This window comes from Methylorubrum podarium (assembly GCF_040270385.1).
GTDB classification, from domain to species: Bacteria; Pseudomonadota; Alphaproteobacteria; order Rhizobiales; family Beijerinckiaceae; genus Methylobacterium; species Methylobacterium podarium.
The window spans coordinates 1-25243 of the sequence record NZ_JBELQE010000101.1 but is presented as its reverse complement, the minus strand read 5'-3'; the positions used below and the strand labels follow the sequence as shown (position 1 = coordinate 25243).

Genomic DNA, 25243 nt, shown 5'->3' with positions numbered 1-25243 from the left:
ACCGGGTCCGACGGGAGACCGAGCGATGAGGTGGCACCTGCGCGTCCTTCACGCGGCCGCATTCGCGGTCGTCCCGGCCCTCGCCGCCGATGCGGGCGAGGCGCCGTTCGGCCTTGCGTGGGGACCGCTCTCCGAAGTGCCCCGTCCGCTGAAGGTCGACCGCGAGGCGAACTTGACGGCCCTGTACTACCCGCAGGGTTGGCGGCCGGCCACGGGACCCGGGACGGCCGAGGTCATCCTGGTGATCTGCCGGACCGAGGGGCTGCAGCAGGTGGTCTGGGTCGGCGTGCCACTCTCCGGCGACGACCTCGCGAAAGCGCGTCGGGCCATCCACGACGAAGGCGTTCGCCGTTACGGCGAACCCGAGCCGGGACCGACGGCGGATGCGGAACTCTGGCCCGGTGGGCAGGCGCTGCTGGCCAGCCGCGAAACCGCGGACGGACGGCGCGAACTCGTCATGACGACGTTCGGCCCCGGATACCAGGCCTGTTCCGGGACGCACCACGTCGAGGCCGGGCATCCGGCTGGCGCACACGTGGCCGACCTGATCGGCGGAATCGCGCCCTGAAACCCGCGGTCGGACACATCATCGCAAACCTGGGATCGGCATATGGGACACGGACACGCACACGGCGGCGGCCATGGGCATTCGCACGGCGGCGGCATTCCCTCGGGCTCGGCTGCGGCCCGCAACAAGGGACGCCTCGCCTGGGCGCTCGGGCTGACCTTGACCTACATGTTCGCCGAGGTCGTCGGCGGCCTGCTCACCGGCAGCCTCGCGCTCCTGGCGGATGCCGCGCACATGGTCACGGACGCCGGCGGCCTCGCCCTGGCGTTGCTCGCCATTCACTACGCGGCCAAGGCGCCGACGGCGGGCAAGAGCTTCGGGTATATGCGCTTCGAGATCCTCGCGGCGCTCGCCAACGCCGTCGTGCTGCTCGGGGTCACCGCCTACATCCTCTACGAGGCCTATCGGCGCTTCGTGGAGCCGACCGAGATCCTCGGCTGGCCGATGATGCTGGTGGCGCTGGTTGGGCTGGGCGTGAACCTCGCCAGCATGAAGCTGCTGTCGGGCGGCTCGTCCGAGAGCCTCAACGTGAAGGGCGCCTACTTCGAAGTCTTTTCGGACATGCTGGGCTCGGTCGGCGTCATCCTCGCGGCCCTCGTGGTGATGGGCACGGGCTGGACCTGGGTCGATCCTCTCATCGGCGCCGGCATAGGCCTGTTCATCGTACCCCGGACCTGGCGACTGCTGAGCGAAGCCCTTCACATCCTGTTGGAGGGCACGCCTCCCGGCGTGGACCTCGCCGCCCTGAAGACCGAGATCGAGGCGATGCCGGGGGTGCGCCGCGCCTACGACCTGCATGCCTGGACGTTGACGTCGGGCTTCGACGCGATGAGCGGGCACGTGGTGGTCGACGACGTCGCCGGCGGGCCGGCGGTGATCCGTGCCGTGCGGGGCCTAATGAAGGAGCGGCACGGCATCGAGCACGTCACCGTCCAGGTCGAGGACGAGGCACTCTCCGCGGAGTTCCCGCACCTTCCCGTCTGAGGCGGCGCGGCCATGGTAGGCAAGAAGCTGGCCCGGGAAATCGAGAGATGGGAGTCCAAGCCGCGCGGCAGGCGTCGTGCCCGTCCGCACGTCAGAAGGCGGGCGGGACGCGACCTCGTCAAGGTGCTGGCGGTGTGCTTCCTGCTCCTGGGCTTCCTGGTGCTCCTGGGCCATTTGTCCTGACCCGGAGGTAGCCGGGCCGAGGCGGCCTGCGCGGAAGGAACCGCACGGGCCGCCCCACCGACGGCCCTACTGCTTCTCGAACCGCGCCTGGATGTTGTGCCCGTGCATCTTCGCGGACAGCACGACCTTCGCTCCCGCCGCCAGCGGGGCCTTAAGGTCGGCCATGAGCTTGTTCGGCGCCCCCGGCTTCAGGGTCAGCGTCTCCGTCTTGCCTCCGACCTGCACGAATGCCTTGGCCGAGAGGCCGGCGGTCTCGACCGGCTTGCCGTCCTCACCGGTCACGAAGAAGGTGATGCCGGTCTCGGTCGCGACGAACTCGACGGGATGTCCATCGGCGACCGTCGTCTGGCCGCCGTTCGGGCCGGCGGCGAGGCAGGGCGACGCGAGGGCGATGGCGACGGCAACGACGGCGAGGCGGAAGGGGGAGCGCATGACGATGTCCTTTCTCGGGGGTCGGGAAGGTCTCAGAACGCCTCGACGGGCGAACTTCTCGGTGCCTCGGGTGAAGCCTCGGGGCGGTGACGGGCCTCGTCCCGCAGCCGCTCCAGGGGCTTGCGGCCGAAGGTCAGGAACAGCACCGGGGTCAGCACGGTGTCGAGCAGCGTCGCACTGATCAGGCCGCCGAAGATCGTCACCGCCACGGGGTGCAGGATCTCCTTGCCCGGCGCGTCGGCGCCGATCATCAGCGGCACCAGGGCGACGCCCGCCGAGAGCGCCGTCATCAGGACCGGCGCCAGCCGCTCCAAGCTGCCGCGGATGACGAGGTCGCGCCCGAACGGCATGCCCTCGTGGATCGCCAGGTTCAGGTAGTGGCTGATCTTGAGGATGCCGTTGCGGGTGGCGATGCCGGTCAGCGTGATGAAGCCGATCATCGAGGCGACCGAGAGTGGCTGCCCGGCTATCCAAAGGGCGGCCACCGAGCCGATCAGGGCGAGCGGGATGCTGCCTAGGATGATCAGCGTGAAGACGACCGAGCGGTAACGGGAGTAGAGCAGCGCGAAGACCAGGGCGAGGGAGAGCAGCGACAGCAGGCCGATGGTCCGGCTCGCCTCTGCCTGGGCCTGGAAAGAGCCCTCCAGGCTCGTGGCGTACCCGTTGGGCAAGTTCGCCGCGGCGACCTTCTCCTGGATGGCCTGGACGATCTTTCCCATGTCGGAGCCGGGTTGGGTGTTGGCCTGCACGACGATGCGGCGCCGGGCGTTCTCGCGCAGGATCTGGTTCGGCCCGTCGGTCTCGCGGATGTCGGCGATCTGGCGGGCCGGCACCCAGCCGGACGGGGTCTCGATGAGGAGGTCGCCGAGGCGCTGGGTCGTGCGCATCGTGTCGGAGAGGCGCATCACCACGTCGAAGCGGCGGTAGCCGTCCACCACCCGCGAGACCACCTGCCCGTTCGACAGGCGGCTCAACTGCTCGACCAGGGCCGCGGGTTGGACGCCGTAGAGGGCCGCGCGGGCATAGTCGACGCGAATTTCCAACTGGGGGATGAGCACCTGCTTCTCGACCTGGAGGTCGGCGAGGCCGGGGATGTCCGAGAGCCGCGCCCTCGTGTCCTCGGCGAGCGCGCGCAGGGTGTCGAGATCCTCGCCGAAGATCTTGAGCGCGATCTCGGCGCGCACGCCCGAGAGCATGTGGTCGAGCCGGTGCGAGATCGGCTGGCCGACGTTGACGCTGACGGGCAGCACCGCGAGGCGCCCGCGGATGTCGGTGACGAGTTCGGGCTTGGGTCGCGACCCCGGCTTCAGGTCGATCTCAAGGTCGGAGGAGTGGACGCCTTCCGCGTGCTCGTCGAGCTCGGCCCGGCCGGTGCGGCGACCGATGGACTTCACGTCCTGCATCTCCAGGAGCAGCCGTTCCGCCACCAGTCCGATCCGGTTGCTCTCGGCCAGCGAGATGCCGGGGTTGAAGGTCATGTTGACCGTGAACGAGCCCTCGTTGAACGGCGGCAGGAAGGTGCGTGGCAGGAAGGTCGCCGCGAGCCCGGCCGCCGCCACCGCCAGACCGGCGACCGCCATGACCGGCCGGCCATGCCCGAGCAGGCCGCGCAGCAGGGCGGCGTTCCCGCGCTTAAGCCACTTGAGGAATTGGCTGTCATGCTCCTCCAGTCGCTTGAGGCCCGGCAGCAGGTAGTAGGCCAGCACCGGCGTCAGGGTGATGGAGACGAGGAGGCTCGCCAGGATCGAGACGATGTAGGCCTGACCCAGCGGGGCGAAGAGCCGGCCCTCGATGCCCGACAGGGCGAAGAGCGGCACGAACACCAGCACGATCACCATAGTGGCGTAGACGATGCCGGAGCGCACCTCGTTCGAGGCCTCTACCACGACTGTGAAGACGCTTTTGGGGTTACCCGCTTTACGGTTCTCGCCGAGTCTCCGAAAAATGTTTTCGACGTCGACCACCGCGTCGTCGACGAGTTCGCCGATGGCGATGGCGAGGCCGCCAAGGGTCATCGTATTGATCGACAGCCCGGCGAGGTGGAACACGACCGCGGTCGCCAGGATCGAGACCGGGATCGCCGTGAGCGAGATCGCGGTGGTGCGCACGTTCAAGAGGAAGGCGAACAGCACCACCGCGACGACGACGACGGCCTCCATCAGCACCGTCTCGACGTTGCGTATCGAGGTCTCGATGAAGTTCGCCTGCCGGAAGATGAGCTGGTCGGCGCGCACGCCCTTGAAGGCGCATGCCTCGCCGACGGGTTCGGCCACGGACGGACCCGTCCGATCCGAGCTGCCCTTGCCCGCGTCGGGGCCGCAGGCGTTCAGGCTGGCGGTGATCTCCGCGAGGGCCGTCTCGACCTCGCGGGTGAGCCGCACCGTGTCGACGGCCGGCTGCTTCTCGACCGAGACCACGACCGCGGGCGCGCCCATGTAACCGGCATCACCCCGCTTCACCCGGGCCGCGAAGGAGACCTCGGCCACCTGCCGCAGGTAGATCGGTCGGCCGTTGACGGTGGCGACGACCATGTTGCGCAGGTCGTCGAGGCTCATGCTCCGGCCGAGGTTCCGGATCAGGTACTCGCGGGCGTACTGGTCGGTGAAGCCGCCGCCGGTGTTGGTGCCGAACTGAGCCAGCGCCGTCTCCAGTTGGCCATGGGTGACGCCGAGCGCCCGCAGGGCCGTGGGCTGGGGCGCGACGCGGAACTGGCGCACCTCGCCGCCCATCGGGATCACCTGGGCGACGCCGGGGATCGAGAGCAGGCGTGGTCGGATGGTGAAGTCGGCGAGTTCCCGCAATTGCATCGGCGAGACCGTGCCGCCGTTGAGGGCGACCATCACGATCTGGCCCATGATCGAGGAGACCGGACCCATCATCGGGTTGACGTTTGGGGGTAGTTGCGGGCGCACCATCGCGAGGCGCTCGGCGACCTGCTGGCGGTTGCGGTAGATGTCGGTGCCCCAGTCGAACTCGACGTAGATCACCGAGAGGCCGACGCCGGACACGGAACGCACCCGGGTCACGCCCGGCAGGCCGTTCATCTGCGTCTCGACCGGGAACGTGACGAGCTGCTCGACCTCCTGGGGGGCGAGTCCCTCGGCCTCGGTCATGATCGTCACCGTCGGCCGATTGAGGTCCGGGAATACGTCGACCGGAAGCTTGGTCGCGGTGAAGGCACCGTAGATGACGAGCACCGCGGCAAGCGCCAGTACGAGGAGGCGGTTGCGCAGGGATTGCGTGACGAGGAGCGTGAACACGGGTTGGCCTCCTCAGCGGACCTGGTTGAGGAGTTCGGCGCCTTGGGTCACGATCCGCTTGCCCGCGGCGAGCCCGGAGACGACCAGCACCTGCCCCGCATCGAGCGGCTCGACCCGCACCTCGCGGGGCTCGAAGCGCTCCGGCGCGGTGTGCTCGTAGACGATGCTTTGGCCGTTGCCGCCACGCACCACGCTCATGCGCGGAAGCGCCAACCCCTTCTGCTGTGCGTCGGTTGCGGCCAGCACGGTGACGAACTGCCCGGTCCGCAGTTCCGACGGCGCGCCTTCGACGGCGAAGTGCATCGGCACGGCTTGGCTGCGGTCGGCGAGCCCTGCGCCCATGTAGGCGAGGCGCAGCATGCGACCGTCGGCAAGGCGGGCGGTGGCGTGCTGGCCGCCGGTGAGGGCGTCGAAGCTCAGCGCCTCGATCCAGAGGCGGGTCGGGTCGACGATCTGGAACACCTGCACGCCGGGGCTCGCCATCTGCCCGGCCACGGCGGTCGCCTCGGCGATCACGCCGTCGACCGGCGCCTTGAGTGCTTCGGGCTGCTGGCGGATTGTGTCGAGGGCGGCGCGGCGGTCGAGCAGACCCTTCAGCTCGGCCTGGGCGTCCTCCAGTTGCACCTGCGATACGGCGCCGCCCGGTGCGAGCTTGCGGTAACGTTCGACCCGTCGCTCCGTGACTGCGATCTGCTGGTCGAGTTCGCCCTGGCGTTGGCGCATGTCGGAGGCGTCGACCGCCTGCACCGGCGGCGTGACATAGGCCAGCACCTCGCCCTTGCGCACCCGCGTGCCGAGCCGCGGGAAGATCCCGGATTCCGGCGGCGAGAGCCGGCCGCCGACCGAGGACTGCACGACCCCGCTGGCACTCGGATCGGGCACGATGCGCCCCGGCAGCTCGACGGTGCGGCGCATGATGTCGGAGGATGTCACCACCGTGCGCACGGCCAGTACCCTCTGGGTGGGCTTGGGCACGAAGATCGACCCGTCCGGTTGACGTCGCGCCAAGTCCTGTCCCGCCGGCGCCGGGGCGGCCATGAGGGTGGTTTGCGATCCGGGGGCACTCCCGTGACCGTGCCCCTCGCCCGCGAAGGCGCGCGGCGCGAACGCGAGGGCGACGATGAGGGCGACGAGGGCAGTGGCCGGCAAGTAACGGCGCCCCTTCATCAGGAGCGTGACCGCGATGCCGAGAAGGAAGCCGGTGCTGCCGATGGCCAGCGGCAGCGGGTCGGCCTCCTTCAGGTGGCGCTGAAAGTCGTGGGCCGCGGCGAGGCCGGATGCCCACGCGGAGACACCCGCCTCAGACTTCGGCGGCGGTGCCTCCCGCACCGTCAACGTGACCGGAAACATGTCGGTTGAGCCTGCCGCGGTCACGGTGAAGAGCACCTCGTGCTCGCCGGGGTGCAGGCTCCAATGTGCATCGACCGCGTAGCTGCCGTCCGGCATGGGCGAGGCGGTGAGGGAGCCGTCCGGCGTCTCGGCTCGGACGACGGCGTCCGTCACAGGCTCGTTGGTGCCCACACGGTCGAGGAACACGGCCAAGCGGCCGCTTCGGACGATGGCGACCAATTCGAGCGCGTCGGTGCTCGACGTACTGCGCGGCGCTGTAGCCGCCGCCGGAGCCTGCGCCTCGTTGCCGTGGTCGTGCCCCTCATGGGCGACGGCGAGCGTCGGCGCACCGGCCCAGAGGCCAAACGCCAGGAGAGCCGTCCGCAGGGCGGAGGCGGAGAGAACACGCATGGGATGATCGAGCCTTCGCGTAAAGGAGGCTGGCGGCTGTCGTTCACGGACAGCCGCTCAGGGCGCGCGTTGGAGCGCGGACCTCAGGCGAAGGTTCGAGGGGGTTCGGGAAGCGTCTCAGGAACCACGCTGTCGAACGTGACTTTGCGGACGCCAGCCAACGTTCGCTCGGGCTTCCAGGCAACCACGACGGTCAAGCAGTCCCAGCGCGCGAACGACACTGGGCAGCAAAGGCCGCAAGGACCAGCCACCGACTCTTCGGCGCTTCGGTCGGCATGGCCCACCATGTCGTCAACCTGACCTGGCCCTCCGGTCACTTGGTACCCGACCGAGACGGACGTGTCGTGTCCGACGTGAAGCTCCCCCGCGTGCGAGTGTCCCGCACCCGCCACCGAAAAGGCGGCAAGCGACACGATCTGGAAGACCGTGAGCAACGAACGCCAAAAGGACCGGGTGGCCGACATGATGCGGGGTGCATAGCACATCCACGCGGGCAGACCATGAGCTATTTGGCGCTCAACGAGTGGCGCCCCGACGAAAGTCCTTGGATGTATCCGCCCCAACCGTTCGGTCCGGTGAGCGAGGTTCAAATCCGGGCACCGGCGGGGCCGGCCGCCGGTAGGGGGTTAGGTCCCGGCCGCCATTCCGGCCGCCTTGGTGTCAGGGGTGAGGTTGTTCGCGTGCAGGGCGCGACTTCGCCCGCCGGGCTTCGTGCTCGGAGGCCATGGCCTCCGTCAGCGCGTACACTCTGGTCGCAGATTGGGAACAAACAAGGAACCTGGCGGTTGCGACTCCCGAAGCTGGGCTTAACCGGTCTGACTGGGCGTCGGACGCGATCCAGCCTCGCAAGATGGGCTCCATTCCAGGACCATCCCGGCTGCAGGAGGGGGGCGTGGCTAAGAACATCGTGGTCTTCTCGGATGGCACCGGCCAGGAAGGTGGCCTCCGCGAGGAACAGCGCCTCAGCAACGTCTACAAGCTCTACCGCGTCTGCCGGGTCGGGCCGGACAGCGGCATCGACCCGCGCGAGCAGGTCGCCTTCTACGACGCCGGCCTCGGCACGGACGGCTCGGCCCCGGGTTTCGTCGGTGCCTACCGCCGACTGCAGAAGCTGCTGTCCTCGGTGACCGGCCTGGGCATCACGAAGAACATCGCCGACTGCTACGAGTTCGCCATCAACCACTACGAGCCCGGCGACCGCATCTACCTGATCGGCTTCAGCCGAGGGGCCTACACGGCCCGTTGCGTGGCCAACGTTCTGTTCCTGTGCGGCGTCCCGACGAAAGTGCCGGGCGGAGACCTTCCACGCTTCCGCAAGGCGACGCGGGACATCGCGGATGAGGCGGTGATCAAGGTCTATGAGTACGGCGCGGGTTCACCCCGGGGCGGCGACTACGAGAAGGACCGGTTCGAGTTGGCGAGGCGATTCCGGCGCAAGTACGGGTCGGGTGACGACCTTTCCTCGAACGTGGCACCGCACTTCATCGGCGTGTTCGACACCGTCGCCTCGCTCGGCGCGACCGGACCCAAGTGGTGGGGCATTGCGGCCGGCCTGACGATCCTGGCCGTGCTGGTTGCAGCCGTGCCCGCCGTCTTGTCCGACCTAGCGTTCGGCACCGGCTACTGGCGCCCGTTCCTGGCCACCCTCTCGCTCACTGCGGCGTTCGTCCTCTGGCGTTGGCTGCCGACAGCGGTCAAGACCATCACCGACTCACCGGTGAACGGGAAGGCGCGCTGGCACATCGCGCAATGGCGCTCCGGGAACTACGACCAACTGCTGAGCGGCCATGTCGGCTATGCCCGGCATGCCCTCTCCATCGACGAGACCCGCGCCGACTTCCCGCGGGTCAGGTGGGGCAGCCGGGACGGGGTGCGGAAAAAGGTCCAGGGCGAGCCCGATCCGCTCATCCAGATGTGGTTCGCCGGCAACCACTCCGACATCGGCGGCAGCTACCCCGAAGCCGAGAGCCGGCTGTCCGACGTCGCGTTGCAGTGGATGGTGGAGCAGGCCACCAAGATCCCGGATCCGCTTCGGGTCGACGGGATGGTGTCCGAAGAGCCCGGTACCGGCCGGCTGCACCTGCATCCGGCGTCCGATGGCATGCAGCACTGCGAGGTCGCAGGCATGCACGACTCCATCGCCGGCATCCTTCCCCGCTGGCTGTCCCGTCGGATGGGATGGCTGGGATGGCCGGTGAAGGTCCGGGAGATCCCGGAGGATGCCCTGGTCCACCCGAGCGTCAGGGAAAGATTCGATCTGGCCGAGGTGACCCAATGTGATGGGAAAGGTCCTTATAGGCCGTTGGCGTTGGCGAACCACCGGGACTTCAGGACCGCTTATGCGCCGGGCTCGCCAAACCCAGGGGCAGCGAAATCCGGCATCGTCTAGCAGACCAATCTGCGATTGCAGTTGCTTGGCCATCCGCGAAGCTGCGGACCGACTACGAGGGATGGAATGAGGCTCGACAGTTTCAGGGTCACCAATTTTCGCAGCGTCGAGGATTCGGAAGAGGTCACGCTCGGCGACATGGTCTGTCTTGTCGGCAAGAACGAGGCTGGCAAGACCGCCCTCCTTCAAGCCTTGGCCGGCCTGAATCCCCACCCGGCGACACCAACGGTATTCGATAGGGAACGGGACTACCCCAGGCGGCACCTGAACGAGTACGACGCACGGCATCCGAAGGAGGAGGGCGAGGCAATCGTCATCACGTCCAAATGGTCCCTATCGCCCGAGGATGTGGCGACGCTGGCCGAAGCGTTGGGCCCCGACTGTCTCCGGTCGCGTCAGATCACCCTCTCGCGCCGCTACGACGACGAAACCTTCCGCATCGACGTTCCGCTGAACTACCCGGCCATCGCCGAGTACCTGATGGCCAGCCACGGCCTCGGCGAAACCGTCAGGGAACCGCTTGCGGAAGCCACAACCACGGACATGCTCCGAAAGGCGTTGGAGGCGTTGGCGGAGCCGACGCCGGACCAAGTCGCGCTCCTGGAAACGATCAGGTCGTTCCCCGGCCAGAACGCGGTGGGTTTCGTTGGGAGCTACATCCGCTCCGTGACGCCCCAGTTCATGTACTTTTCGTATTACGACCGCATGGCCGGGCAAATCCGGGTCGACGACATCGTACGCAACGGGGACGCACCGTACCACCATCCCGGACATCCGCATGGAAACACGCATTTGGACGTCGGCGAGAGGGTTTTCCTCGACTTCCTCGAATTCGCCGGGACCTCGGTGGAGGAGATCAAGGCGTCGACGACCTACGAGTCGCTGAACGCCAAGTGTGAATCCGCATCGAACGCCATCACCGACCAATTGCAGGAATACTGGACGTAGAACGCGTTCCTGGAGCTTGAGGTCAGGGTCACGAAGGCGGAAGCGGGCGACCCCGCCCCGTTCAACGCCGGCGCGATCGCCCGCGCCCGTGTCAGGAACACCCTTCACAGGGTGACGGTGCCGTTCTCGGAGCGTAGCGCCGGGTTCATCTGGTTCTTCTCGTTCCTGGTGAAGTTCGCGCAGGTAAGCAAGCGTGGGGGCAACCAGATACTCCTGCTGGACGAGCCGGGGCTGACCCTCCACGGCAAGGCCCAGGCCGATCTGCTGCGGTACTTCGCCGACCGACTCCTGCCGAAGCACCAAGTGGTCTTCTCCACGCATTCGCCCTTCATGGTGCCGCCCGACGACCTGACGCTCTCCCGGATCATCGAGGACCAGGTCGAGCAGAAGCGTCCAGGCTTCTGGACGACGAAGGGTACCAAGGTCAGGGGCGACGTGCTCGCCACGGACCCGGACACCCTCTTCCCCCTCCAGGCCGCCTTGGGCTACGACGTCACCCAGGCGCTGTTCATCGGCAAGCACACCCTGCTGGTCGAGGGACCGGGCGACATCCTGTTCCTCAAGGCCCTGTCGGCTCAGCTGAAGCGACGGCGACGGACCGCGCTCGACCCCCGCTGGACGATCTGTCCGGCCGGTGGGCTCGACAAGATCCAGTCGTTCGTCTCCCTGTTCAAGGGCGCGAACCTACACCTGGCGGTGATGTCCGACAGAGCCCAGGGCGACAAGCGCAAGCTTGAGCAGCTCAAGGCCGCCGGTGCCATACCAGAGAGCCGCATCATGAATTATCCCGACGTGCTCGGCATCGCCGAGGGCGACGTCGAGGACATATTCGAGCCCGAGACCTATGTCGGCATTGTCAACGGCGCCTTCGAGCTCAAGGGGCGTTCCGCACTGACCCTAGCCAAGCTTGACAAGGATGCACCGGGCCCCGGCCGGCTGGTGAAGCGCATGGAGACGGTGTTCAGGATCCTCCCGGCATCCACGCCGGAATTCGACCACTTCAGCCCGGCTGATTGGCTCATCCGCAATCCCAGTTTCCTGGACGGAAACGGCCCTGGCGTCGTGACGACCCTCGACAACGGTGAGAAGGTCATCGAGGCCATCAACGCTGCTTTGCCACGGTAACCGGTCAACCCGACGCTTTTCACCGCGACAGGCGACCCGAGCGCCTCGCCCGCACGAAGGGCCGGCAACAGTCGTCAGTGGACGCTCTATTGCACCGTATATCCCTGCCATAACTGTGCCCGGCACCTCGTCACCGCCGGGGTGAAGCGGGTCTATTACGTCGAGCCTTACGTGAAGAGCCTCGCGGTCGAGCTTCACTCCGACACCATCGTTACGGAACTTCCGCAACGGCCCAAGGACGGAAAGGCGCCGACCCAGGCCCAGATGGTCATCGTTCCATTCACCGGCGTCGGCGAGCGAATGCATGAGGATTTCTTCATCAAGAAAGGTGATCTGAAGGACGAGCACGGCACGTTCGTGCCTCCCGGCGGGGGCCTGCCCGAACATGCCGTCCGGCTGCGTGACTTGGCCTCCGTCGAGAGGCGTGCCGCCTCCTTGGTCCCGGAAGCCTGACGATGGCCGAACGCAAGATCCTCAGCTTCCCGACCCGGGCGCTGGCGCCGCATGCCGTCCCGTCCATGCCGGACCTGCAATACACCCTCTTCCCCGGCCAGGACGACTGAGAGGGCGCCGTCGCCTTCGTCGACATCGAGGGGCTGACGGAGGAGCCTCTGCTGCGCCTGATTGCGACCAACGCCGCGCGGGCACTCGTCGATCTGAGGCCGCGACCCGTCTTCCAGCGTCCCCGCTTCCGGCACAAGAACGTCGTCTTCTACCTGCACGACCGGGACATCCGGTACGTCGAGTTCGCGCTGATGGCGCGCTGGCCATCCCGGGACAAGGCCGTTGCCGCGATGCATTCCTCCGAGGCATACGCCAAGATCGAGCCGGTCCTCGAACACGGGCTGGCCATCTGCCTCTACGACCAGTCCGCCGAGGACCTCGGCTGGCTCGATGAGATGCGGCGCCTGCTCAGGCATTCGAAGGGATATCGGGCCGAGGTGAACCCGCGCTCCTTGACCGGCATGCCGGTCTGAGGGGGTCTTCGACTTCCAACCGCTCGGAGACATGGTTGCCTTGTCCGGGAATCGAGTAGTAGACGGGTATATCAGCCTGCCTTAGGGCAATTGCGAGCTTATGTTGTTTTAAACGACACAAGAGGTTATTATGTCGATATAAGCGACGGGGCTTCCGCCGCCCGGGGGCGTTAAGTGGCTACGACGCACGGTGATCTGATCCTCACGCGAGGCGACCCGCAACGCGACCGGTCCCTTCAGCGGCAGGCCGCCGCCGGCAAGCTCCGGCGGGTCGGCGACGGCATCTATGCGGTGTGCAACGGTCGTCCCGTCGAAGAGATTGTCTGCGGCGGATGGGCTCCCATCCTCGCTCGATACGCGCCTGGTGCCGTGCTCAGGGGCCGGACTGCCCTGCAGAGGAATCCCTGGCGTGAGCGCGGGCCGGACGGGCGCGTCGTCTTCCCGGGCTGGGTGTTCGCGACCGATCCGCACGGGAAGGCCCGCAGGCGGTTGTCACTGCCCGGCTTGGAAATCAGAACCTTCCCCGGTCCAGGGCCGTTGGAGGGGGACATGTCCTTCCTCGGGGTCTACCTTCCGAGCGACGCGCGCGCCCTGCTGGAGAACCTGCAGGCATCACGCGCACGGAGTGGGCCTAGCCGCACCGTCGGAAGGGAAGGCGTCGAACGAGAGGTCGAGCGGTTGCTGAAGACCGCCCATGAGGACGGTCTCCGGGAGATCCGGCAGCGGGCCGAGTGCATCGCAGGCTCGCTTGGGGCGGAACAGGAACTGCAGGTCCTCCTCGATATCATCGGGACCATCCTCGGAACGCGCAAAGCCGGTTTGGTCGCAAGGGACGTGGCCGCGCGGCGCCGGCCGGACGACCCCTACGACCCCGAGTGCATGGAGCGCCTCAAGGTCTTGGCGATGACCCTCGGGCGCGTCGCGCCCGACTTGGCCGACCCGCACGTCGGTCCCGGCGAGCGGGACTGCACGTCATTCGTCGAGGCGTACTTCACCAACTACATCGAGGGCACGCGCTTCCTCGTCGACAAGGCGCGGCGCATCGTGTTCGAGCACGAACCGGCCGATGGGCGGCCGCAGGACGGTCGCGACGTGACGCAAACCTTTGCCCAGGTCGCGAGCATCGTGCCGGGCGAGGCGCGCGCATCGTCCGTCGATGAGTTCATGGCCGAGATCCGCGAGCGGAACGCGCGGTTGCTCGACGCGCGCCCCGACAAGAAGCCGGGCGAGTTCAAGGAGGATGCCAACAGCGCCGGCAACACCGTCTTCGTGTTGCCTGACCTCGTCAAGGGGACTCTGCGCGAGGGTTTCGCCATGCTGCGCGACCTGCAGGCCCCGTTCGCCCGCGGCGTGTTCGCCCACACCCTCATCGTCCTCGTCCATCCCTTCAACGACGGCAACGGTCGGACCGCCCGCATCATGATGACGAAGGAATTGGTCGGCGGGGGGAAGTCGCGAATCGTGGTGCCGACCATCTACCGGTCGGACTACATCGGGGGGTTGCGGGCGCTTACCGCACCCGGCGCCGCTCAAGCCGCGCCCCTCGTGCGCGCGATGCTGCGGTGCCAGTCCGTCACGGCCCGCATCGCTTCGCCGGACCTCGACGAAACGTTGCGCCTTTGGGCCTCGACACACGCTTTTCTGGAAGACGAGAAGAACGCGAGGTTCACCGACCCGAACGTCAACGTGGACATCGTATGGCGGCGAGGCATCCCGGCCCCCGCCTCCTACTGGCAGGAACTCGACTTGACGGCCCAACTCCAGGACGATGTCACCGGCCTGATACCCCTTGAACATCAAGTCGTATAGAACGACGATGACGCACTTCCAACGACCAAAAACTACAAAGGCCGCGTGATGACGTTCATGATGGTAGGTCGTTGCGTCACTCGCCTGCAAGGCCAACTAGGGGCGAGGTGCCGGAACGGGCAGTATGTGGTTTTGGGTCCGGCCACCACCGGCGATTCGGCAACGCGCCATCCGCATTCATCCCGAGCCATTTGGTGTATCGCAAGCCCGACGGTGATCCGTGCTGTCCGCTCGGCGCCGTCATGACGGCTCGCCATATGCCCAGTGGCGGCAGGTCGGACGCAGACGTCGGCACGTGGCCGGAAATCTCCCGAAACCCGACACCGCCTCCGAGGCGCCGATCCAGGGCTGCTTTCCTCAAGTCCAAAGGAATGCTTACGCCTTTAGGGTAAGCGACTTCTCACGTCGCTGTTGTCTCGGCTGCAGGCTAGGACCGGTCCGTGGCGCGGCTCAGTTCCGGCTCCGGCTTGCGAGCGGTCACGGCCAGCACCGCGCCATGAATGCTCCGACCCGAACAAGGCGACCCATGCGCGTGCTGCTGATCGAGGACGACCGCATGATCGGCGAAGGGTTGTCGCACGGCCTTGCCGCCGAAGGCTACTCCGTCGATTGGGTACGCGACGGCCCCATGGCCGAAACGGCGCTGCGGGTCGGCGGCCACGCATTGGTCCTGCTGGACCTCGGCCTGCCGGGCGCCGACGGCCTGCAGGTTCTCAGGTCCGCGCGGACGGCGGGCAACGACATGTCGGTGCTCATCATCACGGCGCGGGACGGACTCGACAGCCGCGTCGCCGGCCTCGACCTCGGGGCCGACGACTACCTGGTCAAGCCGTTCGAGATGCGCGAGCTGCTCGCCCGGATGCGGGCGATCCTGCGGCGCCGGGCCGGGCGGGCGACCGCGCGGCTCGTGGCCGCCGAGACCGAACTCGACACGGAGAGCCATGTGCTATCCCACGCCGGAACCGTCGCGGTCCTGTCGGCGCGCGAATACGCCCTCATGCACGCGCTCATGGAGCGACCGGGGCGCATCCTCTCTCGGGCGCAGATCGAGGAACGCATCTACGGGTGGGGCGAGGAGGTCGAGAGCAACGCGGTGGACGCCCTGATCCTCACGGTCCGCCGCAAGGTCGGCAAGGGCGTGATCCTCAACGTCCGCGGCGCAGGCTGGATGGTGCCCAAGCCATGAGGGCCGCCTCCTTGCGCCGCACGACGCTCGGCTGGATGACCGCCCTGCTCGCCGGAATCGGCTTGGCCGCGATGGTCGCGGCCTATGCCCTCGCGCGGATCGAGGCGGCCGATTTCCTCGACGGGCAGTTGCGGCAGGTCGCCCTCAACGCCGGTCCCGGGCTCCCGGACGCGGACGCGCCGCCCGCCGCCGACCAGGACCCGGAGGACCAACTCGCCGTCACCATCTGGAAGGACGGGCAGGTCCTGCGCGACGACCGCGGCGTCGACGTCCGCCACCCCGGCCGCACGGGATACGCGAACGTCGTCATGGGCGGCGAGCTCTGGCGCACCTACACGACCGCCAACGGCACCACGACGGTCCGGGTCGCCCAGCGCGACGTCGTGAGGGCGGAGTTCGCACGCAATGCGGCGCTCGGCGCCGTGGCCCCGCTGCTGCTCCTCGTCCCGCTGTCGTGGATCGTCGTCGGCTGGGCGATGAACCGGGCGCTCGGGCGGCTCGACGGCTTGGTGCATGACCTCGCCGGGCGCGGCGCCGCCGCCCAAGGCCCCTTGCCGACGCGCGGCGTGCCGACGGAGGTGGCGCCCCTCGTCGAGGCCATGAACGGGCTCATCCTTCGCCTGCAGGCCGCTCTGGCCGCCCAGAAGCGGTTCGTGGCCGACGCGGCGCACGAACTGCGTACGCCGCTTGCCGCGATGCAGATCCAACTCGACTCCCTCGGCGGGCCTGCCGGTGGCGGGGGCGACGCGCGGCGTATGGCGCTGGCGGACGGCCTCCGGAGGGCGAACCGGCTGGTGGATCAACTGCTCCGTCTCGCCCGGCTCGACGACGGTGCCGAGGCCCGTCCTGCATCCGTCGACCTCGGCCAGCTCCTGCTCGACTGCGTCGCCGACCACGTCGTGCTCGCCGAGCGCAAGGACATCGACCTGGGCGTGCATATCGAGACACCCGCGACGCTTCACGCGTCGGAGGACGAGGTCCGCGTCCTGTTCGCCAACCTGGTCGACAACGCCCTGCGCTACACGCCGTCGGGAGGCCAGGTCGACGTCCGTCTGCTGAACCGGAACGGTGCGTGCGTCGTCACGGTTCGGGACACCGGCTGCGGGCTGCCGCCGGGAAGCGAGGGCCGCCTGTTCGACCGCTTCTTCCGGGCCGCGCCACCGGAAGTCGAAGGCACAGGGCTCGGGCTCGCCATCGCCCGCCGCATCGCGGAGCGCAACGACCTCGGCCTGACGGTCGAAAACCGACGTGACGGGCAGGGGACCCTCGCAACCGTCAGACTGCCGGCCTGAGGCCGAGCCTGCGGCTCCTCCGGACGAAGCTCATTCTGCCCTCATTCTGGCTCGCTATCACCGTGCCCGACCATGACGGACGGGAGACGGGGATGAGCGAGATCCAGCGCCAGGTCTTGAACAAGGTACCGGAGGTCACCGCGGCCTTCTGGGTCATCAAGATCCTGTCCACGACCGTCGGCGAGACCGGCGCGGACTACCTCGCGGTGAACGTCGGCCTGGGTGCCGCCGTCACCGCCACCCTCACGGCCGGCCTCCTCGCGGCCGTCCTCGCCCTGCAGGTGCGCGAGCGGCGCTACGTGCCCTGGACCTATTGGTCGACCGTCGTCCTCGTCAGCGTGGTCGGCACGCAGGTCACCGACATCCTGACCGACAAGCTCGGCGTGAGCCTCTTCGTCAGCACCGGCGTGTTCGCGGCCGCCCTCGCCGCCGTGTTCGCCCTCTGGTACGCGACCGAGCGGACGCTCTCGATCCACGCCATCGTGACCCGGCGCCGCGAGGCGTTCTACTGGCTCGCCATCCTCCTGACCTTCGCGCTCGGCACGGCCGCGGGCGACCTGGCTACCGAGGCGCTGGGGCTCGGCTTCAATCTCGGCGTCGTCATCTTCGGCACGATCCTGGCCGCCCTCGCCCTCGCCTGGCGCCTCGGCGCGAACCCGGTGACGACCTTCTGGCTCGCCTACATCGTCACGCGCCCCCTCGGCGCATCGCTGGGCGATCTGCTGTCGCAGGCACGGGAATACGGCGGCCTCGGCTTCGGCACGGCCTCCACCAGCCTCGCCTTCTTCTCCGTCATCGTCGCCCTGGTGACGTCCCTGAGCCTCGTCTCCGGACGCCCTGGCGAGCCGGCCGGACAGCGGCGGGCCTGACCGTCCGCCGCCTCCCGCATCCCCATCCTCCAGTCCTTCCAACGCCGCACGACACGGAGCGAACGACCATGCGAAACATCCTCCTCGCCGCCATCGCCGCGACGGTCATCGGTGCCACGGCCGCCCCCCTGGGCCTGCTGGCGATGCAGGACGCCGCCGTCGGAGCGACGCCCAAGGCGATGGCGGCCTCGAAGCTTGGCGACCTCTCCAAGTTCCGGACCATCGTCGTCGACGTGAAGGCGATGACCGACCGGGGCGACCTCGCCGCCGCCAAGACGCGCATCAAGGACCTGGAATTGTCCTGGGACGCGTCCGAGGCCGGCCTGAAGCCGCGAGCCGCCGCCGACTGGCACGTCGTGGACAAGGCCATCGACCGCGCCCTCGACGCGCTGCGGGCGTCGAACCCCGATCCGGCCGCCTGCCGTCGCGCGGTCGACGACCTGCTCGCCATCATCGACCAGACCCACACCGCGTGAGCCAGCCCTCGCTTTCCCACGGCAGCCCGATGCAACCGACCGAGCGACCCGGACACGTCGAACCCGCCAAGGTGCCTGAAGCCACCGCCGGGTTCTGGGCCATCAAGATCGTGGCCACGACCCTGGGCGAGGTCGGCGGGAACGCCGTCACGTTGACGCTCGGCCTCGGCTATCTCGCCGGCACGGCGATCTTCGGGGCCGCCCTGGCGGTGCTGCTGGCCGCACAGGTCCGGGCGGACCGCTTCCATCCGATCCTGTACTGGGCCGTGGTCACCGCGACGACGCTCGCAGGCACGACCCTCGCCGACTTCTGCGACAGGTCCCTCGGCATCGGCTACGCGGGCGGGTCCCTGGTGCTGCTCGGATCGGTCGTCGCGACCCTGATCCTGTGGAAGCGCACGCTCGGCACGGTCGCCGTGGAGACGGTGCGGTCCCCGCGGGCCGAAGGTTTCTACTGGGCCACGGTCATGTTCTCCCAGACGCTCGGCACCGCGTTGGGCGACTGGATGGCTGACAGCAGCGGGCTCGGGTACAACGGGAGCGCGCTCCTCATCCTCGTCGCGCTGGCCGTGGTCACGGCCCTCCATCTGCGAACGCGTGTTTCCAGGCCCATGCTGTTCTGGACGGCGTTCGTCCTGACGCGGCCGCTCGGCGCCACCCTCGCCAACTCGCTCGACAAGCCGGTCGCTTCCGGCGGCCTGGGCATCGACGACATCACGATCTCCGGCGTGCTCGCGCTCGTCATGGCCGGGGCTCGTCCTCCTCATCCCGCAGCGTGCCGGTCGCCGGGCGGCCTGCGCCGACGCGCCGTGAGGTTTTTCTCGAAGAAGGAGCAGGTCCGATGGACGACCGTTACGAACGCGCCCTGAGCAAGGTACCCGAGGTCACGCTGGGCTTCTGGATCATCAAGATCCTGGCCACGACGCTCGGGGAGACCGGCGGCGACACCGTCACCATGACCCTCAACTGGGGCTACCTCGCCGGCACCGCCCTGTTCGCCGTGCTGCTGGTCGCGCTCGTGGTCGCCCAGATCATATCGAAGCGGTTCCACCCGGTCCTGTACTGGTCCACGATCGTCGCCTCGACCACCTTCGGTACGACGATGGCGGACTTCGCCGACCGCTCGCTCGGCATCGGATACACCGGCGGGTCGACCCTGCTACTCGCCTGCCTCGCGGCCGTGCTCGGGCTTTGGTACGCGACCGAGGGCACCGTGTCGGTGGACACGGTTTCGACCCCGCGGGTCGAGGCGTTCTATTGGGGGGCGATCACCTTCTCGCAGACGTTGGGCACCGCGCTCGGCGACTGGCTCGCGGACACCGGCGGCCTCGGCTACGAGGGTGGCGCCCTCGTCTTCGCGGCGGCGCTCGCGGTCGTCATCGCCCTGTACTACCGGACCTCCGTTTCACGGGTCACGCTCTTCTGGGCGGCGTTCATCCTGACCCGCCCGCTCGGGGCCACGGTGGGCGATTTCCTCGACAAGCCGGTCGCCAACGGCGGGCTGAACCTGAGCCGGCCGCTCGCTTCCGCCGTGATCGCGGCCTTCATCGTGGCGCTCATCGTCCTGCTACCGCAGCGGGCCGGCCGTCATCCGGGCGCGGACGCGACGGCGTCATGAACCTGCGGTCGACACCGCATGGCGACGCGCCGGGGCCCCGCCCTTGTCCGGCGCCGCGGCGACTTCGTCCACGGGGCCGTGCGCGCGACCTGCCCCCGATCCGTGGAGTTCGCACGGATGCCGGCGGCCCGGGGACGGCGGCCGCGCGCATCCCGAGGCCGGGCCAGAAGCAGTCGCCGTGGGTCAGGGCCGCGGTCCATCGACGATCCTTGCATCCCCGGTCTGGCCGCCTCGCCCCACGGGCGACGCGCGTCAGACCTGGGGCGGCGTACCGAGGTCCGGCCGGGAGGCGAGGCGGATGAACGAATTGGGTGCCTGGGCAGCAGCCGTGACGCGCCTCGGGAAACGGGAGCTCGGCCTCGTGGCGACGCTGTTCTGCGTCGCCGCACTCCTCCTCGCGTTCGGCCTCCTCGCCGGCGAGGTGATGGAGGGTGATACCATGGCGTTCGACACCCGGGTCGCGCGCTTCTTCCGTCCACTCGGCGCCGCCGGCCCAATCGGGCCGGCCTGGGTGCATGAGATGGCGCGCGACGTGACCTCCCTTGGGAGCATGGTCGTCCTGTGCTTCCTGCTGGCTGCGACCGTGGGGTACCTGCTCCTGGTCCGCAGGCGTGGGACTGCCCTCCTGGTGGTGGGCTCGATGCTGGGCGGCACGGTCATCAGCTTCGGCCTGAAGCTGCTCTTCAACCGCCCTCGTCCCGACATTCCCGGCGGCATCCAAGTGTTCACAGCCAGCTTTCCCAGCAGCCACGCCATGCTCTCTGCGGTGACCTTCCTGACGCTGGGGGCGATCATGACGAGGGTCGCAGCGGGCGCACGGCTGAAGGCGTACTTCATGGGGCTCGCCGTCTTCCTCACCGTCGTCGTGGGGCTGAGCCGCGTCTACATCGGCGTCCACTACGCGACCGACGTGTTGGCGGGCTGGTGCGTCGGGTCGGCCTGGGCGGTGCTGTGCTGGATCGTGGCGCTGCGCCTCCAGCGGCGCGGCCAGGTCGAAGCGTCGGGGGCGGCCGGTGAGCCCGACCGTACGGCTCATGCGGATTCGAAGCTGTCCGTTCGGACCTTGCGTTAGCGTCGCCTTACGGCGCTCAAATGGCTCGGCCGTGCTGCCGGATCACCCGGTTCAGGGTGCGCCCGAGTTGGTCGGCGGCGTAGGGCTTGTGCAGCAGCTCGAAGCCGTCACCACCTCCCTGGGCCAGCGCATCGCTGTAGCCGGACGCCAGGACGACCGGCAGGCCGGGGAGCCGCCCGCGCAACAGCTTGGCCATGGCGAGGCCGCCCATGCCGGGCATGACCACGTCCGAGAACACGACGTGGAAGCCGGCGCCATCCGGGCCGAGCCGGTCGAGGGCCTCCTCGGCGTTCGCCGCCCAGTCCGTCGCGAAGCCCAAGTCCTGGAGGATCTGCGTGGCGAATCGCCCGACCTCGACGTTGTCCTCCACGACCAGCACGCGCCGCCCGGCTCCGGACGAGGTGGCCTCGTCTCCCGTTTCATGTCTGCCCGGCTCCGGGGCGGCCTCGATCTCGGGCAGGTACAGCGTGAACGTGGTCCCACGCCCCGGAGCGCTCTCCACGTTCACGTCGCCGCCCGATTGCTTGGCGAAGCCGAACACCTGGCTCAGGCCCAACCCCGTTCCCTTGCCGACTTCCTTCGTGGTGTAGAACGGCTCGAAGATGCGTCCGAGGAGCTCCGGGGCGATGCCCGTGCCCGTGTCCGACAGCGAGACCGCCGCGAACGGCGCCGGGCTGCCGCCGTGACCGCGGATCGAAGGCATCCCCTGCGAGCAGGACAGCCGCAGCGTCAGCGTGCCCTCGCCGTCCATAGCGTCGCGGGCATTCACCGCCATGTTGATGACGGCCGTCTCGAACTGGCTCACGTCGGCCAGGACGTGACAGGGACGCTCGGGCAACTCGGTCAGCACGCGGATGCGCGAACCGGTCACCGTGTCGAGCATGTCGGCCACGCTTTTCAGACGGGCGCCGGCCTCGAACACCTCGGGCTTGAGCGCCTGCCTTCGGGCGAAGGCCAGGAGTTGCCCGGTCAGCTTGGTGGCGCGCTCCACCGTGTCCGAGACCGCGTCCATGTAGCGCCTTCGCCTGTCGTCCGGCAGGTCGGGTCGCCGCAGGAAGTCGACAGAGGACCGGATGATGGTCAGGAGGTTGTTGAAGTCGTGGGCCACGCCCCCGGTCAGCTGGCCGACCGCCTCCAGCTTCTGCGACTGCCGGAGCGCCGCCTCCGCCTCGCCCAGGCGGGCGGTGCGCTCCTCGACCCGCTGCTCAAGCGTCGCGTTCAGGGCCGCGAGCTGCCCCGCCGCCTCGCGCAGGGCGGCGTCGGCGCGCACGCGCTCGATATGCGCCCAGCAGCGCTCCGTCACCTCGCGGAGAACCGCAAGGTCGTCGCCCGACCAAGCCCGCGCCACCCGGTCGTGGATGGCCATCATGGCCGTCAGGCGCCCGTCCTTGACCAGGGGCATGCAGGCTACCGCCGCGACACCAACGGCCTGGAAGGAGGCAGCGTCCGCAGCCGGCAGTTCAGACCGGACGTCGCCGACGACGAGCAACTCGCCCGAACGAAGGCAGGTCGCGGCCAGCGTGCCGAAATCGGTGAGGCGGTAGCGCCCGACGATGCTCGGCGAGCCCTCCGCCGACCAATCCCCGCGGATGGTCAGGCCTTCCCCGTCCGGGTCCATGTCGGCGTAGGCGCAGTTCGAGAGACGCAGATGGCCCGCCACCATGCGCGTCGTCACCGACAGGATGCCCTCGGCATCTGTGTTCCCGGCGGTCTCCGTGCCGAGTGCGTCGAGGAAGCGCAGCCTTGCCTCGTTGGCTTGCCGGACCTCCTCGGCTCGCCGCCGCGCCGTGATGTCGATGGCCGTGCCGAGCGCCCGGACGCACGCTCCTCTCGCGTCGAACAGGCCCTTGCCCTTGGCCGCGACCCAGCGGACGACGCCATCCTCCTTTCCGACCGTGCGGTACTCGACGTCGTAGGTCGCGCGCCGCGCCGGGTCGAGCGCCGAGGCGAAGGCCGCGCTCGTCACCTCCAGGTCGTCCGGATGCAGCCCGGCATAGAAGTCGGCCATGCTGCAGGGCACGCCCGGCGAGATGCCGAACATCGCCTTGGTACGATCCGACCAGGTCAGCACGTCGGTGGTCAGGTCGAGGTCCCAGGTCCCCACCTCGGCGGCCTCGGTCGCGAGCCGCAGGGATTCCTCGCTGAAGGCCAGCCGCTCCAGGTTGGCCCGCCGCTCGGCCGTCAACGCCGCGTTCTCGTCCTCCAGCACGACGAGGCGCTCACGCTCGACCGTCACGTCCAACTGGCTGGCGAAGAAGTATGCGAGATCGCCGCCCGCGTCGTTGACCGGCGCCAGCAGCAGCCGGTTCCAGAACGGTGTTCCGTCCTTCTTGTGGTTGCGGATGTCGATCTCGATGGACCGGGGCGCGACGATGGCCTCGCGGATCAGGCGGACTGTCTCCGGGTCGGTCTCAGGGCCCTGCAGGAAGCGGCAATTGCGCCCGAGGATCTCCTCCCGCGCATAACCGGTCAGGCGGCAGAAGGCATCGTTGACGAAGACGATGGGATTGTCCGGCCGGCGCGGATTGGTGATGACCATCGGCATGCGCGTTGCCCGCACGGCAGCGGGGAACGGGTCGGTCCCGCCATCAATTCCGGCGAGTTCGGCCTCGATCCTGGCTTGGTCGCGTCGGAGCCGCTCAGGCGTCGCGCGGTATGGGGGTGGCTTGACCGTGTCGTCCATCAGGCTTCGGTTCTAGCAGCCGTTGCCACAATTCGCAGCGGGGTCGGGCGCGGCGGTCACCGGACCCGCCAAGTCGCCCGGTGAAATTTTCACAACCGAGCGACCCCGAAGGCGAGGCGCCCGACCGGACTACGCCAGGACGGAGGCCGGCAGCCTTACCGTCACGGTCGTCCCGCCCGCGCCGCTTGCCATCGCGAGCGTTCCGTTGAGCTGGCGGACGAACGCCTCGACGAACCGGGATCCAAGGCCGGAACCCGGGCCGCTGGTCGCGTCCAGCCCGATGCCGTCGTCGGCGACCGTGAGCACCGCCTCACCGTCCCGGCGCCTGAACCCGAGGAGGATGCGGCCCCCTCCGGACGGAAACGCGTACTTCACCGCGTTGGTGGCGAGTTCGTTGACGATCAACCCGACCGTGACCGCCTGGTCGGCGACGATGGACAGCGGTTCCGCCTCGACGTCGACGGCGATGCGGGCCTCGGCGCCGAGCAGGCTGGAACGCAGGCTTCCGGCGATGCCCTCCAGATATGGCCCCATCGCCACCGGGCCGAGCGTCGAGGAGCGGGAGATCACGTCGTAGAGCTCGGCCACGGCGCCGATGCGGCCCTGCATCGCGCGGTAGCCCTCGACGCAGGGTTCGGCCGCCCGGCGGATTTCGTACGAGACGAACGAGGTGATGATCTGCAGGCTGTTCTTGATGCGATGGGCGAGCTCGGCGGCGAGAAGGTCGCGGTGCCTCTCCAGCATTCGCGCCTCGGTCACGTCCTCGAAGACCAGGAGCAGCCGAGTGATATGGTTGCCGGGACGGTGGACCTTGCGGGCGTTGAGCTTGAAGATGCGCCGACCGAGTCCCGGGAACTCGTCCTCGACCTCGAAGCCGTCGATGGCCATGTCGTCGGGCACGATCCGCCCGAGCAGATCCTGGAGCCGCCCGACCCGCCACTGGCCTTGCGACAGGTCGTAGAGCGACGTGCCGACCACAGTCCCAACGTCGAGGCCGAACATGCGCAGGAAGGAGCGGCTGGCACTGACCACTGTCATGTCGGCTTCGAGGACCACCAGCGGGTCTCGAACCGTGTCGACGATGCCCTGGGCGAGAAGTCGCTGTCGCTCGGCCTCGGCCCGGGCCTCGTGCTCGCCCGTGACGTCGTCGATGGCGAGGAGCAGGTATGGAACGTGGCCGTCCTCCCTGAACACCTTGCGGGCGTTGAGGCGCATGCACTTCACGCCGATGCCGGGAAAGTCGTGCCCGACCTCGTAGCCCTCGACGGTCCCGTCGCGCGGCACGATCTCGCCGAGCAGCGTGCGCAGTTCGGGGATCCCCCACTGGCCGTTGCCGAGCTCGAACAGCGGCCGTCCGACCGTCGCCTCGGGCTCGACCTTGAAGGTGTTGTAGAAGGCGCGGTTCGCCGACTTGACCCTAAGGTCCATGTCGAGAACCAGCAGGCTGGTCCGGACGGTGTCGACGATGTCTTGCGAGCTTACCGTGTCCATGCGTCCACCGTCGGGTTCGAAGCTACCCGTCCGCACGGTCCACGAACCCTAGCCGACCGGTGGGACGCGAGTCCGCGTAGTGGATGCGGGCGGGTTCACACGGCCGTCTCATTTCCCAGCCGTCCGCCACCGGAGCCGGGG

Annotated in this window: 20 protein-coding genes and 1 pseudogene; 16 read left to right on the top strand and 5 right to left on the bottom strand. The window is 68.6% G+C overall.

The window, feature by feature from the left end; genetic code table 11:
* The first annotated feature begins 25 nt into the window (after nucleotides 1–25).
* Together ABS772_RS19670 and ABS772_RS19665 are read left to right on the top strand one after the other, a co-directional pair.
* Complete coding sequence (locus ABS772_RS19670; RefSeq protein ID WP_003596842.1) at nucleotides 26–568, top strand: hypothetical protein; 543 nt, start codon at nucleotides 26–28, stop codon at nucleotides 566–568.
* A 42-nt stretch (nucleotides 569–610) separates the two neighbouring features.
* Nucleotides 611–1552, top strand: coding sequence for a cation diffusion facilitator family transporter (locus ABS772_RS19665; RefSeq protein ID WP_003596846.1), 942 nt, complete (start codon nucleotides 611–613; stop codon nucleotides 1550–1552).
* Nucleotides 1553–1801: 249 nt separating this feature from the next.
* On the opposite strand, the gene ABS772_RS19660 is transcribed toward ABS772_RS19665, so the two are convergent.
* The 3 genes from ABS772_RS19660 to ABS772_RS19650 are packed head-to-tail and all read right to left on the bottom strand — an operon-like array spanning nucleotide 1802 to nucleotide 7167.
* A complete protein-coding gene (locus tag ABS772_RS19660; protein WP_003596849.1) occupies nucleotides 1802–2167 on the bottom strand; it encodes a hypothetical protein in 366 nt (121 codons plus the stop codon).
* A gap of 32 nt (nucleotides 2168–2199) precedes the next feature.
* On the bottom strand, nucleotides 2200–5427 hold the full coding sequence (locus ABS772_RS19655; RefSeq protein WP_003596851.1) for an efflux RND transporter permease subunit: 3228 nt from the start codon (nucleotides 5425–5427) through the stop codon (nucleotides 2200–2202).
* A gap of 12 nt (nucleotides 5428–5439) precedes the next feature.
* A complete protein-coding gene (locus ABS772_RS19650) occupies nucleotides 5440–7167 on the bottom strand; it encodes an efflux RND transporter periplasmic adaptor subunit (protein ID WP_003596852.1) in 1728 nt (575 codons plus the stop codon).
* An 892-nt stretch (nucleotides 7168–8059) separates the two neighbouring features.
* Here ABS772_RS19650 and ABS772_RS19645 point away from each other — a divergent pair.
* From ABS772_RS19645 to ABS772_RS19585, 14 genes and pseudogenes are all read left to right on the top strand, one after another.
* Nucleotides 8060–9556 (top strand): DUF2235 domain-containing protein, encoded by a 1497-nt coding sequence (locus ABS772_RS19645; protein ID WP_003596853.1) that lies wholly within the window; start codon nucleotides 8060–8062, stop codon nucleotides 9554–9556.
* A 66-nt stretch (nucleotides 9557–9622) separates the two neighbouring features.
* Complete coding sequence (locus tag ABS772_RS19640) at nucleotides 9623–10504, top strand: AAA family ATPase (RefSeq protein WP_003596854.1); 882 nt, start codon at nucleotides 9623–9625, stop codon at nucleotides 10502–10504.
* A 111-nt stretch (nucleotides 10505–10615) separates the two neighbouring features.
* Nucleotides 10616–11629: an ATP-dependent nuclease gene (locus ABS772_RS19635; protein ID WP_017484342.1), complete on the top strand. Its 1014-nt coding sequence runs from the start codon at nucleotides 10616–10618 to the stop codon at nucleotides 11627–11629.
* An 84-nt stretch (nucleotides 11630–11713) separates the two neighbouring features.
* Nucleotides 11714–11779: pseudogene (locus ABS772_RS26430) on the top strand (hypothetical protein); the annotation flags it as partial.
* Nucleotides 11780–11800: 21 nt separating this feature from the next.
* The gene (locus tag ABS772_RS19630; RefSeq protein ID WP_231343942.1) at nucleotides 11801–12082 is read left to right on the top strand and encodes a hypothetical protein; all 282 of its coding nucleotides are present in this window, start codon (nucleotides 11801–11803) and stop codon (nucleotides 12080–12082) included.
* A gap of 302 nt (nucleotides 12083–12384) precedes the next feature.
* Entirely contained in the window at nucleotides 12385–12606 is a 222-nt protein-coding gene (locus ABS772_RS19625) for a hypothetical protein (protein WP_003596862.1), read from the top strand.
* 174 nt (nucleotides 12607–12780) lie between these two features.
* Nucleotides 12781–14415, top strand: coding sequence for a Fic family protein (locus ABS772_RS19620; protein ID WP_003596864.1), 1635 nt, complete (start codon nucleotides 12781–12783; stop codon nucleotides 14413–14415).
* A 526-nt stretch (nucleotides 14416–14941) separates the two neighbouring features.
* Complete coding sequence (locus ABS772_RS19615; protein WP_003596865.1) at nucleotides 14942–15601, top strand: response regulator transcription factor; 660 nt, start codon at nucleotides 14942–14944, stop codon at nucleotides 15599–15601.
* Nucleotides 15598–16893: a sensor histidine kinase gene (locus ABS772_RS19610; protein ID WP_003596867.1), complete on the top strand. Its 1296-nt coding sequence runs from the start codon at nucleotides 15598–15600 to the stop codon at nucleotides 16891–16893. Before ABS772_RS19615 ends, ABS772_RS19610 begins: the two co-directional genes overlap by 4 nt.
* Nucleotides 16894–16985: 92 nt before the next feature.
* Entirely contained in the window at nucleotides 16986–17762 is a 777-nt protein-coding gene (locus ABS772_RS19605; protein ID WP_003596870.1) for a COG4705 family protein, read from the top strand.
* Between the two features lie 68 nt (nucleotides 17763–17830).
* Nucleotides 17831–18238 carry a hypothetical protein gene (locus tag ABS772_RS19600; protein ID WP_003596871.1) on the top strand — a complete coding sequence of 136 codons (408 nt, stop codon included), beginning with the start codon at nucleotides 17831–17833 and terminating at the stop codon, nucleotides 18236–18238.
* The gene (locus ABS772_RS19595) at nucleotides 18235–19107 is read left to right on the top strand and encodes a COG4705 family protein (RefSeq protein ID WP_003596874.1); all 873 of its coding nucleotides are present in this window, start codon (nucleotides 18235–18237) and stop codon (nucleotides 19105–19107) included. The genes ABS772_RS19600 and ABS772_RS19595 overlap by 4 nt, the downstream gene beginning before the upstream one ends.
* Nucleotides 19080–19856 (top strand): COG4705 family protein, encoded by a 777-nt coding sequence (locus tag ABS772_RS19590; RefSeq protein WP_003596877.1) that lies wholly within the window; start codon nucleotides 19080–19082, stop codon nucleotides 19854–19856. The genes ABS772_RS19595 and ABS772_RS19590 overlap by 28 nt, the downstream gene beginning before the upstream one ends.
* A gap of 298 nt (nucleotides 19857–20154) precedes the next feature.
* Complete coding sequence (locus ABS772_RS19585; protein WP_003596879.1) at nucleotides 20155–20928, top strand: phosphatase PAP2 family protein; 774 nt, start codon at nucleotides 20155–20157, stop codon at nucleotides 20926–20928.
* 16 nt (nucleotides 20929–20944) lie between these two features.
* On the opposite strand, the gene ABS772_RS19580 is transcribed toward ABS772_RS19585, so the two are convergent.
* Together ABS772_RS19580 and ABS772_RS19575 are read right to left on the bottom strand one after the other, a co-directional pair.
* Nucleotides 20945–23611: a PAS domain S-box protein gene (locus tag ABS772_RS19580; protein ID WP_003596880.1), complete on the bottom strand. Its 2667-nt coding sequence runs from the start codon at nucleotides 23609–23611 to the stop codon at nucleotides 20945–20947.
* A 129-nt stretch (nucleotides 23612–23740) separates the two neighbouring features.
* Nucleotides 23741–25102, bottom strand: coding sequence for a sensor histidine kinase (locus ABS772_RS19575; RefSeq protein ID WP_012455880.1), 1362 nt, complete (start codon nucleotides 25100–25102; stop codon nucleotides 23741–23743).
* Between the last annotated feature and the right edge of the window lie 141 nt (nucleotides 25103–25243).

Bases quoted from the DNA above. Each gene is read 5' to 3' on its own strand.
- ABS772_RS19670 (WP_003596842.1), top strand. From the start codon at position 26: ATGAGGTGGCACCTGCGCGTCCTTCACGCGGCCGCATTCGCGGTCGTC.
- ABS772_RS19665 (WP_003596846.1), top strand. From the start codon at position 611: ATGGGACACGGACACGCACACGGCGGCGGCCATGGGCATTCGCACGGC.
- ABS772_RS19660 (WP_003596849.1), bottom strand. From the start codon at position 2,167: ATGCGCTCCCCCTTCCGCCTCGCCGTCGTTGCCGTCGCCATCGCCCTC.
- ABS772_RS19650 (WP_003596852.1), bottom strand. From the start codon at position 7,167: ATGCGTGTTCTCTCCGCCTCCGCCCTGCGGACGGCTCTCCTGGCGTTT.
- ABS772_RS19640 (WP_003596854.1), top strand. From the start codon at position 9,623: ATGAGGCTCGACAGTTTCAGGGTCACCAATTTTCGCAGCGTCGAGGAT.
- ABS772_RS19625 (WP_003596862.1), top strand. From the start codon at position 12,385: ATGGCGCGCTGGCCATCCCGGGACAAGGCCGTTGCCGCGATGCATTCC.
- ABS772_RS19615 (WP_003596865.1), top strand. From the start codon at position 14,942: ATGCGCGTGCTGCTGATCGAGGACGACCGCATGATCGGCGAAGGGTTG.
- ABS772_RS19610 (WP_003596867.1), top strand. From the start codon at position 15,598: ATGAGGGCCGCCTCCTTGCGCCGCACGACGCTCGGCTGGATGACCGCC.
- ABS772_RS19605 (WP_003596870.1), top strand. From the start codon at position 16,986: ATGAGCGAGATCCAGCGCCAGGTCTTGAACAAGGTACCGGAGGTCACC.
- ABS772_RS19600 (WP_003596871.1), top strand. From the start codon at position 17,831: ATGCGAAACATCCTCCTCGCCGCCATCGCCGCGACGGTCATCGGTGCC.
- ABS772_RS19590 (WP_003596877.1), top strand. From the start codon at position 19,080: ATGGACGACCGTTACGAACGCGCCCTGAGCAAGGTACCCGAGGTCACG.
- ABS772_RS19585 (WP_003596879.1), top strand. From the start codon at position 20,155: ATGAACGAATTGGGTGCCTGGGCAGCAGCCGTGACGCGCCTCGGGAAA.
- ABS772_RS19580 (WP_003596880.1), bottom strand. From the start codon at position 23,611: ATGGACGACACGGTCAAGCCACCCCCATACCGCGCGACGCCTGAGCGG.
- ABS772_RS19575 (WP_012455880.1), bottom strand. From the start codon at position 25,102: ATGGACACGGTAAGCTCGCAAGACATCGTCGACACCGTCCGGACCAGC.